12 protein-coding genes are annotated in these 15,647 nt (G+C 52.5%); 11 read left to right on the forward strand and 1 reads right to left on the reverse strand.

Translation table 11 applies throughout. The features are described 5' to 3' along the window. The coding region (locus tag ACLUYS_RS06065) for a cation-translocating P-type ATPase (protein ID WP_412659383.1) at window positions 1-1,727 on the forward strand (1,727 nt) is incomplete at its 5' end. Between the two features lie 291 nt (window positions 1,728-2,018). Further along, the gene (locus ACLUYS_RS06070) at window positions 2,019-3,527 is read left to right on the forward strand and encodes a phosphomannomutase/phosphoglucomutase (RefSeq protein WP_412659384.1); all 1,509 of its coding nucleotides are present in this window, start codon (window positions 2,019-2,021) and stop codon (window positions 3,525-3,527) included. Between the two features lie 171 nt (window positions 3,528-3,698). Here the strand turns inward: ACLUYS_RS06070 and asnA are convergent, their stop codons facing one another. Further along, complete coding sequence (asnA, locus tag ACLUYS_RS06075; protein WP_230268005.1) at window positions 3,699-4,706, reverse strand: aspartate--ammonia ligase; 1,008 nt, start codon at window positions 4,704-4,706, stop codon at window positions 3,699-3,701. Between the two features lie 430 nt (window positions 4,707-5,136). On the opposite strand from asnA, the gene ACLUYS_RS06080 reads away from it, so the two are divergent. From ACLUYS_RS06080 to ACLUYS_RS06120, 9 genes are all read left to right on the forward strand, one after another. After that, window positions 5,137-6,201 carry a branched-chain amino acid aminotransferase gene (locus ACLUYS_RS06080; protein WP_230268004.1) on the forward strand — a complete coding sequence of 355 codons (1,065 nt, stop codon included), beginning with the start codon at window positions 5,137-5,139 and terminating at the stop codon, window positions 6,199-6,201. Continuing rightward, on the forward strand, window positions 6,161-6,937 hold the full coding sequence (locus tag ACLUYS_RS06085; RefSeq protein ID WP_230268003.1) for a sugar O-acetyltransferase: 777 nt from the start codon (window positions 6,161-6,163) through the stop codon (window positions 6,935-6,937). Before ACLUYS_RS06080 ends, ACLUYS_RS06085 begins: the two co-directional genes overlap by 41 nt. A gap of 80 nt (window positions 6,938-7,017) precedes the next feature. Beyond that, window positions 7,018-7,236 (forward strand): hypothetical protein, encoded by a 219-nt coding sequence (locus tag ACLUYS_RS06090; RefSeq protein WP_230268002.1) that lies wholly within the window; start codon window positions 7,018-7,020, stop codon window positions 7,234-7,236. A 366-nt stretch (window positions 7,237-7,602) separates the two neighbouring features. Then, window positions 7,603-9,660 (forward strand): sulfatase-like hydrolase/transferase, encoded by a 2,058-nt coding sequence (locus tag ACLUYS_RS06095; RefSeq protein WP_412659385.1) that lies wholly within the window; start codon window positions 7,603-7,605, stop codon window positions 9,658-9,660. A 449-nt stretch (window positions 9,661-10,109) separates the two neighbouring features. Then, a complete protein-coding gene (gene ilvB / locus ACLUYS_RS06100) occupies window positions 10,110-11,792 on the forward strand; it encodes a biosynthetic-type acetolactate synthase large subunit (protein ID WP_230268000.1) in 1,683 nt (560 codons plus the stop codon). Next, a complete protein-coding gene (ilvN, locus tag ACLUYS_RS06105; RefSeq protein WP_230267999.1) occupies window positions 11,792-12,340 on the forward strand; it encodes an acetolactate synthase small subunit in 549 nt (182 codons plus the stop codon). The genes ilvB and ilvN overlap by 1 nt, the downstream gene beginning before the upstream one ends. A 123-nt stretch (window positions 12,341-12,463) precedes the next feature. Next, a complete protein-coding gene (ilvC, locus tag ACLUYS_RS06110) occupies window positions 12,464-13,483 on the forward strand; it encodes a ketol-acid reductoisomerase (protein ID WP_230267998.1) in 1,020 nt (339 codons plus the stop codon). Between the two features lie 191 nt (window positions 13,484-13,674). Beyond that, window positions 13,675-15,030, forward strand: a complete 1,356-nt coding sequence (locus ACLUYS_RS06115; protein ID WP_230267997.1) for a CAP domain-containing protein — start codon at window positions 13,675-13,677, stop codon at window positions 15,028-15,030. A gap of 218 nt (window positions 15,031-15,248) precedes the next feature. Beyond that, a partial coding sequence (locus tag ACLUYS_RS06120) for a dihydroxy-acid dehydratase (protein ID WP_412659386.1) occupies window positions 15,249-15,647 on the forward strand: 399 nt, incomplete at its 3' end.

A 15,647-nucleotide genomic window follows, 5' to 3' on the forward strand; every position in this document is an offset into this window, starting at 1 on the left:
CCATTGTTCTTTCCATTGGCGTTCAGCGCATGGTCAAGAAGAACGCCATTATCCGCAAGCTGCCGGCGGTCGAAACCCTCGGCTCGACTTCGGTCATCTGTTCCGATAAAACCGGTACGCTGACTCAGAACCGCATGACGGTCGTTGAAGGCTATGTCGACGGTTCGAACGTCGTGGAAAAAGTGACCAGCGACAGTTCCAAAGGTCTTCGTGAACTGCTTAAATACGGCACGCTCGATTCCGACGGTACAATCAGCTGGGAAAACGGCAAAGCCATTCAGATCGGCGATCCGACGGAAACGTCCATTGTCATGGCCGCTGACGAAAACGGCATGAAACAGGAAGATCTGAACAAGGAATATCCGCGTGTTGTGGAACTTCCGTTTGACTCGGATCGAAAGATGATGACGTCCATCAACAAGATGGATGGAAAATACGTTGCCATCACTAAAGGTGCGGTTGACGAAATGCTCGATAAGATCACGCATGGCGACAAGGAAAAAGCCAGAGAGATCAACCAGAAAATGTCGGAAAACGCGCTGCGTGTCATTGCGATTGCCAAGCGTGAATTCGATGAACTGCCTTCCGATCTTTCCGCAGAAAACATTGAGAAGGATCTGACGTTCCTGGGCATGGTCGGCATGATTGACCCGGCAAGACCGGAAGCCAGGGATGCGGTTGCGGAAGCCAGGAAAGCCGGCATCCGTACCGTTATGATTACCGGCGACCACGTAGTTACCGCCAGTGCGATTGCCAGGGAACTCGGCATTCTTGAGCCGGGTGAAAAAGCCGTTACCGGCCGTCAGATCGACGCCATGAGCGATCGTGAACTCGACCAGAACGTCAACGACATCGCGGTTTATGCGCGCGTATCGCCTGAAAACAAGATTCGTATCGTAAAGAGCTGGCAGCGTCAGGGTAAAGTCGTTGCCATGACCGGCGACGGCGTCAACGACGCGCCGGCTCTGAAATCCGCCGATATCGGCGTAGCGATGGGCATTACCGGTACCGATGTTGCCAAAGGTGCAGCGGACATGACGCTGACCGACGACAACTTTGCGACGATTCTCGCAGCGGTCAAGGAAGGCCGCGGCATTTACAACAACATCAAGAACGTCGTCGGCTATCTGCTTGGCACGAACATCGGCGAAGTCATCTGCGTATTCCTGGTCATGCTGATTTCAAAACAGAGCATTTTCCTTTCGATGCAGCTGCTGTGGATCAATATGGTCACCGACTCTCTGCCCGCCATTGCGCTGGGCATGGAAGCTGTCCCCGATTCGGTTATGCTGGCAAAACCAAAACCGCGCAATGAAGGCATCTTCGCCCGCGGCTTCGGTCTGCGGATCATCCTTCAGGGTCTGATGTTTGGCGCCCTCGCGATTATCGCGTTTTACATCGGTGAAAATACGATGCATGTGGAAAACGCCGGCCGTACGCTCGCGTTCATGGTTCTTGCCTGCTCGCAGACCGTTCAGGCGTATAACATGCGTTCCGAGCAGTCTCTGTTCAAAATCGGCGTGTTCTCCAATAAGCATCTGAACTACGCGGCTCTGTTCTCCCTTGTCATGATGGCGCTGGTTCTCTTTGTTCCAGGTGTCATGAGCGCATTCAGTACGATTTATCTGACGGGCGAACTGTATCTGATCGGTATCGGTCTGATCTTCGTTCCAGTCGTTGTGATGGAATGCTCGAAAGCGTTCGGCCTGATCCGCCATGAACACTAAACATTCTTCCAATTTATGAAAAACTGAATTCCATTTTCACCCTGCGTTGCGGATGGAACAGAACGGCTGTCGAAAACCTGCACGGTTTAGACAGCCGTTTTCTTTATGCGCTGTCCGGCAGAGAGGATGTCGGTACGGCTATAATGAAAACGATGGAAAACGATTCTCGATCGGGTTGGTAAAGCCAGAAAGAATCTGTTTTCAGACGAAATACGAATACCAAGCCAGAGCGCAAGGGCAAATCACGCTTGCGGATCTGGATGAGAAAACATACGCAAAGGAGAGAATACGATGAATTTAAAAGAACTCCAGAACGGCAGCGATATTCGCGGAGTTGCCCTGGATCTGAATCCGGAAGAACCGGTCAATCTGACCGATAAGGAAGTGCGCGCTCTGGCTCGTGCGTTTACGGCCTGGCTGCGCAAACGGACCGGCAAAACGGATATGACGATCGCGGTCGGCCGCGATTCCCGTCTTTCGGGTCCAGCTCTGGCGCATGCGGTCATGGACGGCCTCGTTTATGATGGCGTGGACGTTTTTGATACTGGTCTTTCCACGACGCCGGCGATGTTCATGTCGACCATTTTTGATGATTTCGATGCGGACGGTGCCATTATGCTTACCGCCAGTCACATGCCGGCTAACCGCAACGGCATGAAGTTTTTCTATAAAGGCGGCGGCCTGGATTCCAATGAAATTGCTCAGGTCATCGATATTGCCGAACGGGAAGCGTTCAACCATAAACCCGGCGGTTCCATTACCAAATCGGATCTGATGAGCGTCTACGCGGAGCATCTGCGCAACATCATTCGGGAAAAAGTCGATCAGGAAGCCGTGAACCCCGATCTTCCGCTTGAAGAACTTCACGTGGTTGTAGATGCCGGAAACGGTGCCGGCGGTTTCTTCGTCGATCAGGTTCTGAAGCCGCTTGGCGCGAATACCGAAGGCAGCCAGTTCCTCGATCCGGACGGACATTTCCCTAACCACATTCCAAACCCGGAAAATCCGGAAGCCATGGCATCGCTCGTAAAGGCGGTAAAAGACAATCATGCGGATCTGGGCATCATCTTCGATACCGATGTCGACCGCTCTTCTGCTGTAGACGGCAATGGGAACCCGATTGGACGTAACGATATTGTCGCTCTGGCATCCGTTCTGGCGGCTCGTCATCATCCGGGCATGACCGTAGTAACGGATTCGGTTACGTCCGATGAGCTTGGCGAATTCCTGGAGAAGCATAATATCCATCATCACCGCTTCAAACGCGGCTACAAAAATGTCATTAACGAAGCCAAGCGTCTGAACGACGAAGGCGTCGATGCCGAACTGGCCATTGAAACCAGCGGTCATGCGGCGTTCCGTGAAAACTACTATCTGGATGACGGCGCCTATCTCGCCAGCCGGATTGTGGTCGAAGCGGCTTCGCATTCCATCAGCGATCTGATCGCTTCGCTCGGCCATCCAAAAGCCGAAAAGGAACTCCGTCTCAAAATTAACGAGAAGGCGTTCAAGGAATATGGCCGCCAGGTCATTGAAGATCTCAAGGCGTACGCCGCGCAGGAAAGCAGCACGATTACGCTCGTACAGCCAAACTACGAAGGCGTCCGTCTGAAATTTGGTACGGATCATGGTGACGGATGGGCTCTGCTGCGCATGTCGCTGCACGAAAATCTGCTTCCGCTCAACATCGAATCCAAACAGACGGAAGGCGCCAAGATCATGGCACGCGAACTGCTTGAATTCCTCGAACAGTATCCTTCCCTCGATCTGCATCAGATTCGCGAATTCATCGAAGAATAAAGGGATTCTCAAACGATTTTGTTCTTCGTAACCTGCAAAGATCGAAACTGGAATTTTAAAAATGCATACAAAAACAGCCGCGTGAGCGGCTGCTTTTCTTTTGAATCAGCAGGACGGAAAGAACTGCCCAGTGTCTAGCCTGTGTCGAATGGAAATACAGGATTCTTATTCTTACAGAATCTGAATGCCGGCTTCTTCGCATGCATCGAGCATATCCTGCGGCCAGATGGACGCCTGAACTTCGCCGATGTGCGCTTTCTTAAGGAGAAGCATGCACAGTCTGGACTGACCGATACCGCCGCCGATGGTGTATGGCAGTTTCTGTTCCAGAATGGCTTTATGGAACGGCAGGTTTTCCCGGTCGAGCGCGTTTTCCGCTTTCAGCTGGTCGTGCAGCGAGTTTTCGTCGACGCGGATACCCATGCTGGAAATTTCCAGCGTGGTCTGGAGCGGTTCGTACCAGAACAGGATATCGCCGTTAAGCTGCCAGTCGTCGTAGTCCGGCGCGCGGCCGTCGTGCTTCTGACCGTTGGACAGCGGAGCGCCGATTTTCATCAGGAAGATGCATCCGTATTCTTTTGTCGCCGCGTCTTCACGTTCTTTCGGAGAAAGATCGGGATAGCGGTCGAGAAGCTGCTGGGATGTGATGAAGGTAATGGAATCGGGAAGGCGGTTTACCGCCTGCGGGTATTTGTACCAGACTTCGTGTTCCATGTGCTTGATGATTTTAAAAATGCGAAGTACATGTTCGCGCAGCGTCTGCTCCGTGCGTTCGTCTTTGGCGATGACTTCTTCCCAGTCCCACTGATCCACATAGGCGGAGTGGAGATTGTCGAGGTCTTCGTCCTTACGGATCGCGTTCATGTTGGTATAGAGACCTTCATGAAGGCCAAAGCCGTACTTGCCTAAAGCGGCGCGTTTCCATTTCGCGAGGGAATGCACAATTTCAATATCTTCTTCCGGAAGGACTTTCATGGAAAAGTGAACCGGCTGTTCCACACCGTTCAGGTTGTCATTCAGTCCGGAACTTTTCGGTACAAAAAGCGGTGCCGAAATACGGGTGAGGTTCATTTCCTTGCCAAATTCGTGCTGAAAAGTATCCCGAATGTATTTGATGGCTTCCTGGGTCTGCCGAATATCGAGGACCGGGTCATAGTTTTCTGGGATGATCAGATTCATTTTGTTTCCTTCTTTCTTTCTGGAAAATCTGAAACAGTATAGCACGCACGTCATTGGCTGATTCCTCTGGTCATTCCAATCCGCAAAATTCGGGAAAAGAGGGTTCAAAAAGGTGGGGAAAGGAAAGCATTTTTCATTTTTTGCGGTGTCCTTGAGAAAAGGCGGCGGCAAACCGAAACGGACGGAAAATCCGAAGGCAGTGACGGCGGGAACAGCCCGGACAGCTATCCGGGAGCCGTGTTTTTTCTTAAAATCGTCAAGTAGTGAAAACAAAGAAACATTTTGAAAGCGGACTGAAAGAAGATTGTCGGTTTTGGCATGGTTTTGATTCATTTTTTCGTCGGGATCACGGCGTTTGCCCCGCACCGATTGCCAAAGAATTATGCGGGGCGTAAGGTTAAGAAAATTCAAAGAAGGAAGGTTTATTTGTATGGATATTCGTTTTGAACCGCGCAAAGAACTGAAAGAAAAACCCCAGGGCCCGCTTGGCTTTGGCAAATACTACACCGACTACATGTTCATCTGTGATTACGATAAGGATCAGGGCGGCTTTCATGATGCCCGCATCGTCCCGTTTGGACCGATCGAAATGGATCCGGCTTCCATGGTTCTTCATTATGCGCAGGAAACTTTTGAAGGTCTGAAAGCCTACCGCACAAAAGACGGCAGCATTCAGCTCTTCCGTCCGGAAAAAAACGCGCAGCGTTTTGCCAACTCCAATAGCCGTCTGTCGATGCCGGCCGTTCCGGAAGATCTGTTTGTACAGGCCATTGAAGAACTCGTCCGCGTCGAAAAGGACTGGGTTCCCGCTAACGAGGGCGAATCTCTGTATATCCGTCCTTACATGTTCGCTTCCGAAGCCGCTGTTGGCGTACATCCGGCGGTTTCCTATAAATTCATGATCATCCTTTCCCCGGTAGGCGCCTACTATCCAGAAGGCATGGCTCCGGTAAAAATCTGGGTGGAAGATGAATACGTACGTGCCGCTCCAGGCGGAACCGGCTTCACCAAGTGCGGCGGCAACTACGCCGGCTCACTGAAAGCACAGGAAAAAGCCGAAGAACAGGGCTATACCCAGGTTCTCTGGCTGGACGGTGTCCACAAGAAATATGTCGAAGAAGTCGGAAGCATGAACGTCATGTTCCTGATCGACGGCGAAATCTGGACCGCTCCGGTTGACGGAACTGTACTGCCGGGCGTAACCCGCGACTCGATTCTGCACATCGTCCGCGATCTTGGCTACCCCGTTCACGAAGAACATCTGTCCATTGACGATCTGATGGCCGCTGCCCGCGACGGAAGACTGCAGGAAGCGTGGGGTACCGGTACCGCAGCCGTTATTTCTCCAATCGGCGAACTTTGCTACAAAGGCGAAAAAGCCGTTATCAATGACTTCAAGACAGGTGACCTCACCCAGAAGCTGTACGATACGCTGACCGGCATTCAGTGGGGCAATGTCGAAGACAAATTCGGCTGGACGCGCAAAGTGTGCTAAGTCCGGTTCAACAATGAATCCAGATTCAAAACAGGAATCGAAAAAGAATACGGACGCGGCTAGTGTTGCGTCCGCTTCTTTCGATTCGCCTCTCGATCCCGATCTGAGCCATCCGGAAATTTCTCTGCAGTCCAGCCGCAGAGATGCCGGTCTTCTGTACGATGTGTATGGAGTAAAGGACGGCCACTGGAGTTTTGCCCGCCAGACGATGCGCCAGATCGCGCAGGCGCCGACAGAAGAAGAAGCCCAGACGCTGCTTCGCGTGCTTGTGCCCAACATGAGTGCCAACGCGCATATCGTCTTGCCGTTTTACTGCGATCTCGGTCATCGGATTTATATTGGAGAACACTCCATGATCAATATGGACGGTCTGATGCTCGATGAAGGAAAGATCGTAATTGGAAATCATGTTCTGATCGGGCCGCGCTGTTCGTTTTACACCCCGGTTCATCCCATGGATCGAGACATTCGCAAAACGGGTCTGGAAAAAGCGCTGCCCATCGTTATTGAAGATCATGTCTGGATCGCCGGCAGCTGTGTGATCAACGGCGGCGTCACGATTCATGAAGGCAGTGTGATCGGCAGCGGTTCGGTTGTGGTTGACGATATTCCCTGTGGTGTATTTGCGGCTGGCAATCCGTGCCGCGTCATTCGCGTGCTTGATGAAAACGACCGAAAAGCTGCCAGACAGGAATACGAAGACTGGAAACAGGCCTGCAGAGCGATCGGCCGCTGAGAAACCGGTGGGAAAAGCCAAAAGCTGAGATTTGATTTCAGCGCCTGCGGGGTTTAAACTTGGTCCAGAGGACATATATTATGAGTTCAATTGTCAAAGACCTGACGGATATTCAGGGAAAAAAACATATCGTAACGTCGATTGAATACGACACGCCAAGTGAAGCCAGCCAGGATGAAGTGTTCTCGACGGTCCGTGAAATTCTTGCTGACAACCTGGACGCCTTCTCCAAGATCACATTCGATCTGGTAGACGGCGGAGAGAAAGTCCGCGTCGAAGTAACGGAAAACAGAAAATAAACAGGAAATGCAAAAGCACCTTCGGGTGCTTTTTTCATTTGAAAGAATAAAAACATTTCACATAGTTTCAAAAGGATTTGGCCCTTTCTTCGAAGATTTCAGGAAAATCCTCAATCGCTTGTAATCCATGCCGAATCCCGTATTATGTGAAATTAGTGTCCGTTTCTCTCAATCGGAAAACCGGATTTTACGCGAAGGTAAAATCGGAATCCGCTTTTAAAACGGTTTTGGAAAGAGAAAACGGAACCGAAAACACAAAACGAAAAACCTTTTTACGGGCAAGCTGCCAAAGACGGTTTACGCGGATGCAGCAGGCCGTAAAAAATTTAATGAGGAAAGAAGCAGAATCGGAAAGGAAAAAGGATTATGTGGATTTTTACTGGAATTCTCGCTTATATCCTGTTCTGGCTCGCCTGCATTGTTTTCTATACGATCTATTACCTGACGCAGGTCATTCAGGTGACCAGCTTCTCCCAGGTGCTGTATACGCTGAACGCGGGTGCAGAAGGAGCGCAGGGAACAATCGGGGCGGCTGTAGCGGGATTTTTTGAACAGAACTGGCTGCTGCTGATCATCGGTACGCTCGTTTTTGGAGTGTACATGTATTTCTGCATCAAGCGCATCCGCTTAAAGAAAAAAGGCCGCAGGCTGTTTGCGGATAAAAAATGGAATCTGGCGTTCAACCTGTCTTCGGTTGCGGCGATTGTGATCTGTGCCGCGCTGGCGATCAGCGGCGTCTTTACCGGACTCGATGCGGTCGGCTACGAAGAATATGTCAAGAACGCCAACCGCGTCAGCGAACTGTATGAAGACCATTTCGTACAGCCAGACGACGTCAAGCTGACGTTCCCCGAAAAGAAGCGCAACGTGATCCATATTGTTATGGAATCCATGGAAAGCACGTACGCCAGCCGCGAAAACGGCGGGGGATATGAGGAAGACCTCATTCCGAACCTGACAGCGCTCCAGCAGGAAGGCGAAAGCTTTGCTGCAGCGGACAATCCGGACGTACAGGGCGCCTATGTGACCAACAACTCCGGCTGGACAATTGCCGGACTCGTTGCGCAGAGCGCGGGCGTACCACTGAATGTCGGCAACCAGGCGTTCGTTCACAATCTGGACTCGGATGTGCAGTTCATGCCGAATCTGACGGCGATGGGCGACATTCTGAAAGAAAACGGCTATAAAAACTACTTCATGTGCGGTTCGGAAGGCGCCTATGCCGGACGGACCAACTACTATAAGCAGCACGGCGATTACGAAGTGCTCGACTACGATGAAGCCATCCGCGAAAAGAAGATTCCTTCCGATTACCGCGTATGGTGGGGCTTTGAAGACGAGAAGCTCTTTGACTGGGCCAAGGCAGAACTGGATACGATTTCGAAAAACGAGGAACCGTTCAACTTCACCATGCTCACGGCCGACACGCATTTCGTAGACGGCTACAAGTGCAAGGACTGCACGGACGAATTTGACGAGCAGTACAAAAACGTCATTCACTGCTCGGACCGCAAAGTCGGCGCCTTCATCGACTGGCTCAAGGAACAGCCGTTTTACGAAAATACCACGATCATCCTCTCGGGCGACCATCTGAGCATGGATGGATCGGTCGGTCCGAACATTCCTTCGGACTATTCGCGCAAGGCGTACTTCACCGTGCTCAACGGCCCGGAATATACGCTGAATCAGACGCGTGAATACTGCACGCTCGATATTTTCCCGACCATTATCGAAGCGATGGGCATCGATATCGAAGGCCATCGTCTCGGTCTGGGAACAAGCCTGTATGCAAACGAACAGACGCTGATCGAAAACCTTGGTCTGCTGGCGTTCAATGCGGAACTTGCTTCCAAGTCGGATTACTACAACAACGTCATCATGAGCGGCGACCAGACCAACGGCGGCAATCAGAAAGACGACACGCCGAAAAACGAAATGGTTGAACAGCCGGACGGCAACTTCTATGAAGAAAATGCGGATCAGTTCAAGGATCCGGACTACTACTATCCGCCTGCTGTCAACAACAACATTTACGTACCTCCAGTTGTAACCCCGCCATCCGATCCCGGATATGCCCCGGACCCGGGCGGAAATGATCCCGGAAACAACAGTTCAGGACAAGCTCCAAATCTGCCTCCAGCTGAGCCGCCTGTCAATCCCGGAGACAATACGGGCGACGATTCGCAGGGCGGATCGACCACACCTCCCGGCGGAGGCGATACGGGCGGATCGACCACACCTCCCGGCGGAGGAGACACAGGCGGAACAACCCCGCCTGGCGGAGGAGACCAGGGCGGAACCGTCACGCCTCCTGGCGGCGGCGATCAGGGGACAGTGACGCCTCCTGTGGAACGGCCAGCGCCTCCGGCAAGCGATGCCATCCAGAGCGCACCGCAGGAATCCGCAGTTCCTTTGCAGGCTTAGATTTGCAAAACAGGAAACAGAGTCCTGCTGCCTGTCGCTGAAAAATACGTCCGCTTTAAGAAAACGAATGAACGATGCCTTCTTCATCCCAGAAACGATGAAGAAGGCATTTTTTAATGGCAGTGATTCGGTTTGGCGCAGGGGAATCTAAGCCGCTGGCGGGAAGATCGCGGACTATGGACGTTTTTCTCACTCTTTTTGGACAGGATTGAACAAGAACCGAAACGATTTTGATTTTAAAAATCGGCTTGCCTAGAATGGATAAATACAAATCGCTCTTCTGGTAAAGCCGAATTTATTGTCTTTTTAATGAAACCGGTTACAGAGAGCAGGAGAAATGTAACAAAATGGAAATAAACACAAGTTTTGGAAACTTGTTACATTTTCTTCACCACCGAAAATTTCGGTGTGATATAACAAACCTAATCGAAAAAAAAGGAAGGTTCATCATGAAAAAAAGCGGTGCGGAAATCATCGTAGAAAGCCTGCTCGAACAGGGCGTGGATACCGTTTTCGGCTATCCGGGCGGACAGGTTATTGACCTCTATGATGCTTTATATGCCTATCAGGATCGTCTTAAGCACGTGCTGTGTTCGCATGAGCAGCATGCCTGTCATGCGGCAGACGGCTATTTCCGGGCAACCGGAAAAGTCGGTACGGTCATTGCGACATCCGGTCCGGGCGCGACCAACCTGGTGACCGGAATCGCGACAGCCTATCTGGATTCCGTTCCTCTGGTGGCCATTACCGGAAACGTATCCACGAATCTGATCGGGCGCGACTCCTTTCAGGAAGTAGACATTACCGGCGTGACTCTGCCGGTTACCAAACACAACTTTTTCGTCAACTCCATCGACGAGCTGGCACAGACCATTCATAAAGCGTTTGAAATTGCCAAGTCCGGCCGTCCGGGTCCGGTGCTGATCGACGTTCCCAAAGACGTTCAGCAGGGAATTACGGATTACGAGCCGCTTGGCTATTCCGAAAAAATGCCGGAAAAAACTGTCAACGAAAAACAGATGGCTGCTGCGGTGGAAATGATCAACGAAAGCCAGCGCCCCTATATTTATATTGGCGGCGGTTCGCTGGGCGCGGAAGTTTCCGATGAAATCATGCGTCTGGCCGAAAAGATCGATGCGCCGATCGGCTGCACGCTGATGGGGCTTTCCGCCGTAGCGACCGACCATCCCCGCTACCTCGGCATGGAAGGCATGCACGGCCACTACGCCTCGAGCATGGCGCAGAACGAATGCGATCTGATCATCGCGATCGGCTGCCGCTTCTCCGACCGGGCTACAGGCAACGTAAAGAAATACGCCAGACAGGCGAAAATCCTGCATCTCGATATTGATGCGGCAGAGCTCAATAAAAACGTAGCGGTAACGCTCGGCCTGGCCGGCGACATCCACGACGCGGTACAGCGACTGCTCGACGCGGTCAATCTGCAGACGCATCCCTCCTGGCATCAGCGCATAGCCGATCTGAAGCAGGCGGAACTGAATCAGCAGGAACAGCTCGCCAATCCGCATAAGCTGACGCCGCAGGCGCTGATTCACGAAGTGGCGCGCTATTGCGATGCCTCTACGCCGATTGCGACCGATGTCGGCCAGCATCAGATGTGGGTCGCTCAGTCCTTCCCGTTCCAGCAGCCGCGGACGTTTGTTTCCTCCGGCGGCCTGGGCACGATGGGCTTCGGTCTTGGCGCCGCGATCGGTGCTGCATTTGGTTCTGGCAAGCGTACGATTCTCTTTACTGGAGACGGCAGCTTCGGCATGAACCTGGGCGAACTCGCAACACTCAAGGCAACCGGCGCTCCAGTCGTTGTTGTCATTTTCAATAACAAGGTGCTCGGCATGGTCCGTCAGTGGCAGACTCTGTTCTATGGCGCCCATTACTCGAATACAAACCTGGAAGACCGCGAAAGCGACTTCGCGAAAATCGCGGAAGCGTTCGGCGTTCCGGGATTCCATATTGATACGCTTGAAGAAATGCCGGAAGTCATCGCCAAAGCCATGGCGAAGAGCGGCCCGGTCGTGATCGACGTCAAAATCGATCCGGATGAATTCGTACTTCCGATGCTTCCGCCTGGAGGCAGCATGGAGCAGATCATCACCCTGCGGGAGGAAATCTGATGGAAAAATTTGAAATCGCCTGCCTGGTCGACAACTACTCCGGCGTACTGACGCGCGTCGCCAGCATGTTTACCCGCCGCGGCTTCAACATCAACTCGCTGACCGTCGGCGCTACCGAAGATCCGGCGATCTCCCGCATTACGATCTCGGTCAACGGAGACGAGAAAATCCGCTCCCAGTGCATTAAGCAGCTGAGAAAGCTGTATTGCGTAAAAAACGTTAAGGAAATGGTTCCGGCCCAGCGCGTATCGCGCGAACTCGCGCTCATCAAGCTGCGCAACACCCCGGAAACCCGTCCGGAAATCGTCAGCGCGGTGGACATTTTCCGCTGCAAGATTATCGACTTCTCCCCCAACACCCTCTGCGTGGAAATTACCGGAGAATCGACAAAGATTGACGCGTTTCTCGAAATCGTCCGTCCCTACGGCATTCTCGAAATGTCCCGGACCGGCGTTGTGGCGCTTCAGAGAGGCTGCCACTACCTGTACGAAGACGATCTTGATGAATTCGCCTTCATGGAAACTGACCGCAAGGACCTGATCGGCTAGTCTTGGCCGAACGGAACTTTTGGCCGCTGCCCACTGGCAGCGAGATCTGCTCCATCCAGTTTTAAGGTTTGGAGCAGCCCGTAAATTTGAGGGAAAACTCCCAGGAAAGGACATACGATCTACATGGAAAACAGAATTTTTTATGAACAGGACTGCGATGTAAACCGTCTGAAAGGCAAGAAGATCGCAATCATCGGCTACGGCTCTCAGGGTCATGCGCATGCGCTCAACCTCAGAGACTCCGGCGCAGACGTTGTGATCGGCCTGTATGAAGGCAGCCGCTCCGCGAAAAAAGCCAAGGAACAGGGCTTCGAAGTTCTGCCGGTTGCTGAAGCTGCAAAAGCGGCCGACATCATCATGATTCTGATCCCGGATGAAAAGCAGAAAGACGTGTATCGTACAGAAATCGCGCCAAACCTCACAGCCGGCAAGACACTCGCCTTTGCCCACGGCTTCAACATCCACTTCGGACAGATCGTTCCGCCTGCGGACGTTAACGTCATCATGGTCGCTCCAAAAGGACCTGGCCACACCGTTCGTTCTGAATACGAAGCCGGAAAAGGCGTTCCTTCTCTGATCGCTGTAGAACAGGATGCAACCGGCGACGCGCTTGAACTCGGTCTGGCGTATGCAGCTGGAATCGGTGCTTCCCGTGCGGGCGTTCTGGAAACGACTTTCCGTACTGAAACCGAAACCGACCTCTTTGGCGAACAGGCCGTGCTCTGCGGCGGCGTTGTCGCTCTGATGCAGGCTGGTTTTGAAACTCTCGTGGAAGCGGGATACGACCCAAGAAACGCCTACTTCGAATGCATTCACGAAATGAAGCTGATCGTTGACCTGATCTACCAGTCTGGTTTCGAAGGCATGCGCTACTCCATTTCCAATACCGCTGAATACGGCGACTACATCACCGGCGAAAAGATCATCACCGAAGATACAAAGAAAGCCATGAAACAGATCCTCAAGGACATCCAGGACGGTACGTTCGCAAAAGACTTCCTGCTCGACATGTCCGATGCAGGCGGCCAGGCGCACTTCCGCGCAATGCGAAAGAGAGCCAAAGAGCATCCAAGCTCCAAAGTCGGCGAAGAAATCCGCGCTCTGTATTCCTGGGCTGACGAAGACAAACTCGTCAACAACTAATGGAATTGCCTCGTGCAACCGAAAAAAGGCCCGTTTGACGGGCCTTTTGATTCATCGCACAAAACGACAGACTGACGGAAAGAGGACCAGATCGTACCCGGTCCGAACCATCCGCGCTGAAGAATTCAGAATACATATATTCGATATATATAATGGAGAGTATAACGAATTCAAATAAAGGAGATCAGGCCATGGATTGTCCGTCCAGTAAAGAAGCCCGTTCGCTCAAAGCACACGGGATCACCAATCGTATCCATTCTGCAGAGAAAAACAAAGCCATCTGCAGCCGCAAAAAACAAAACGCATGGCTCGCCTCGAGTCTTGCCGCCTGCCTGACACTTGGTGCCAGCGGAACATTTACGCGCCTGCAGGCACAGGAACCGGAAGAAGCGGAAGTCCATAGGAGTGACGTACCTGCAGATGGAGTCGGAATCTCGCTTTCGTCCGCGCAGAAGGTTCGGCGCATCGATATGACGCACTCCGGAAAAACGGTCGAAGAGTGGGTCGCCCTGTATGACGGGAAAGATCCGCTGTCTTTAGGCATTCTTGGATTTCTGCTGACGCGTCCGGAAAAAGAAGCGGCGGCTGTACTGATTTACGGCCTGGAAAACGGCATCGGCGATTTGCACGATTCCCGCGATGCCATGTCTATCGCTCATTTTCGACAGGCTCTGGACTATATCGATCAGTGCAACGCGCTGCGCCGTCAGGAAAATCAGCCGGAACTGAGCGTTTCGCTGACGATGATGGCCGTCGCCATGGTGCAGACCGACTATTCCTCCAACAGTCTCGATCATTCCCGAATATTTGATGTCGGGGAAAACCTGTACTGGGGCGGGTCCACCGGCACACCCTTTGGCAGCGGAAGCAATCCGTTTGACTACTGGTACACCCGTGAAAAACCAGAGCGGGGAAGCCATTATCGCAATATCGTCGATCCGCGCTATGTACTGACCGGTTTCGCCATTGCGCAAAACGGCAAAAATCCAGGACCGCTCTTTGGACAGGTGTTCTTTTTCCAGGATGCGGCGGAAACGATGTATACGACCGACGAACTGCGCGGCGCCCTCAACGAATACGAACAGAAGGCGCTGGAAGGAACGTGGGAACCCCAGCCAGGCGATGGCAATCAGAACATGTACCGGCTGTACAACCCGAACTCCGGCGAGCACTTTTATACCGCCGATCGAAACGAGCGAAACAGCCTGATTCGCTTTGGCTGGCGCTATGAAGGCATCGGCTGGATCGCGCCGTATACCGGCAGCGCGGTTTATCGTCTGTACAACCCGAATGTCGGCGACCATCACTACACCCTGAAGGAAACGGAAAAAGACTTTCTGGTCAGCCAGGGCTGGACGGAGGAAAAAATCGGCTGGTATTCCAATACCGATCAGGCCAGCGCTCTGCCGCTGTATAGGGCGTATAACCCGAACGCGAAAACCGGCGCGCACAACTTTACCGTCAGCGCCGCGGAACAGAAATTTCTGACCGAAAACGGCTGGAAGGGTGAAGGCGTTGCCTGGTACGGCGTAAAACTCCGCAAATAAAGCAGGCGGATAGGCGCTAGGAAAAATGCAGATCATGGTCCGATGAAGACAATCATCCGATACAGTGATCCAATCCATAAGAAGAAAAGAACAGTCGAGGCCAACAGAATATCGGCCTTTGACTGAAGAATACGAAAGAGAAAAGAGATTTACCTAAGAGAAAAAAGAGGAAGGTTCCCAGATCCGCTTCCGGATTTGCGGGGCCAAAGGAGTACGCAATGAAAAGCGATGAAATGAAGAAGGGGTTTGATAAAGCCCCGCAGCGAAGTCTGCTGCACGCACTGGGTCTTACCCAGGAAGAAATCGACCGTCCAATTGTCGGAATCGTCTCGAGCTACAACGAGATTGTTCCCGGCCACATGAATCTCGACAAAATTACCGAAGCGGTCAAAACCGGCGTGGCGATGGCTGGCGGAACGCCCATCGTTTTTCCGGCGATTGCGGTGTGTGACGGAATTGCGATGGGCCATAACGGCATGCGCTATTCTCTGGTCACCCGCGATCTGATTGCGGATTCCACGGAAGCCATGGCGCTCGCCCACGCGTTTGACGCTCTGGTCATGATCCCAAACTGCGACAAAAACGTTCCCGGTGTGCTCATGGCAGCCGCCCGTCTG

The sequence above is a fragment of the Allobaculum sp. genome, assembly GCF_047010065.1.
Lineage (GTDB): Bacteria > Bacillota_I > Bacilli_A > Erysipelotrichales > Erysipelotrichaceae > Allobaculum > Allobaculum fili.

Bases quoted from the DNA above. Each gene is read 5' to 3' on its own strand.
- ACLUYS_RS06085 (WP_230268003.1), top strand. From the start codon at position 6,161: ATGTCGAAGACAAATTCGGCTGGACGCGCAAAGTGTGCTAAGTCCGGT.
- ACLUYS_RS06070 (WP_412659384.1), top strand. From the start codon at position 2,019: ATGAATTTAAAAGAACTCCAGAACGGCAGCGATATTCGCGGAGTTGCC.
- ACLUYS_RS06095 (WP_412659385.1), top strand. From the start codon at position 7,603: ATGTGGATTTTTACTGGAATTCTCGCTTATATCCTGTTCTGGCTCGCC.
- ACLUYS_RS06090 (WP_230268002.1), top strand. From the start codon at position 7,018: ATGAGTTCAATTGTCAAAGACCTGACGGATATTCAGGGAAAAAAACAT.
- asnA (WP_230268005.1), bottom strand. From the start codon at position 4,706: ATGAATCTGATCATCCCAGAAAACTATGACCCGGTCCTCGATATTCGG.
- ACLUYS_RS06115 (WP_230267997.1), top strand. From the start codon at position 13,675: ATGGATTGTCCGTCCAGTAAAGAAGCCCGTTCGCTCAAAGCACACGGG.
- ilvC (WP_230267998.1), top strand. From the start codon at position 12,464: ATGGAAAACAGAATTTTTTATGAACAGGACTGCGATGTAAACCGTCTG.
- ilvB (WP_230268000.1), top strand. From the start codon at position 10,110: ATGAAAAAAAGCGGTGCGGAAATCATCGTAGAAAGCCTGCTCGAACAG.
- ACLUYS_RS06080 (WP_230268004.1), top strand. From the start codon at position 5,137: ATGGATATTCGTTTTGAACCGCGCAAAGAACTGAAAGAAAAACCCCAG.
- ilvN (WP_230267999.1), top strand. From the start codon at position 11,792: ATGGAAAAATTTGAAATCGCCTGCCTGGTCGACAACTACTCCGGCGTA.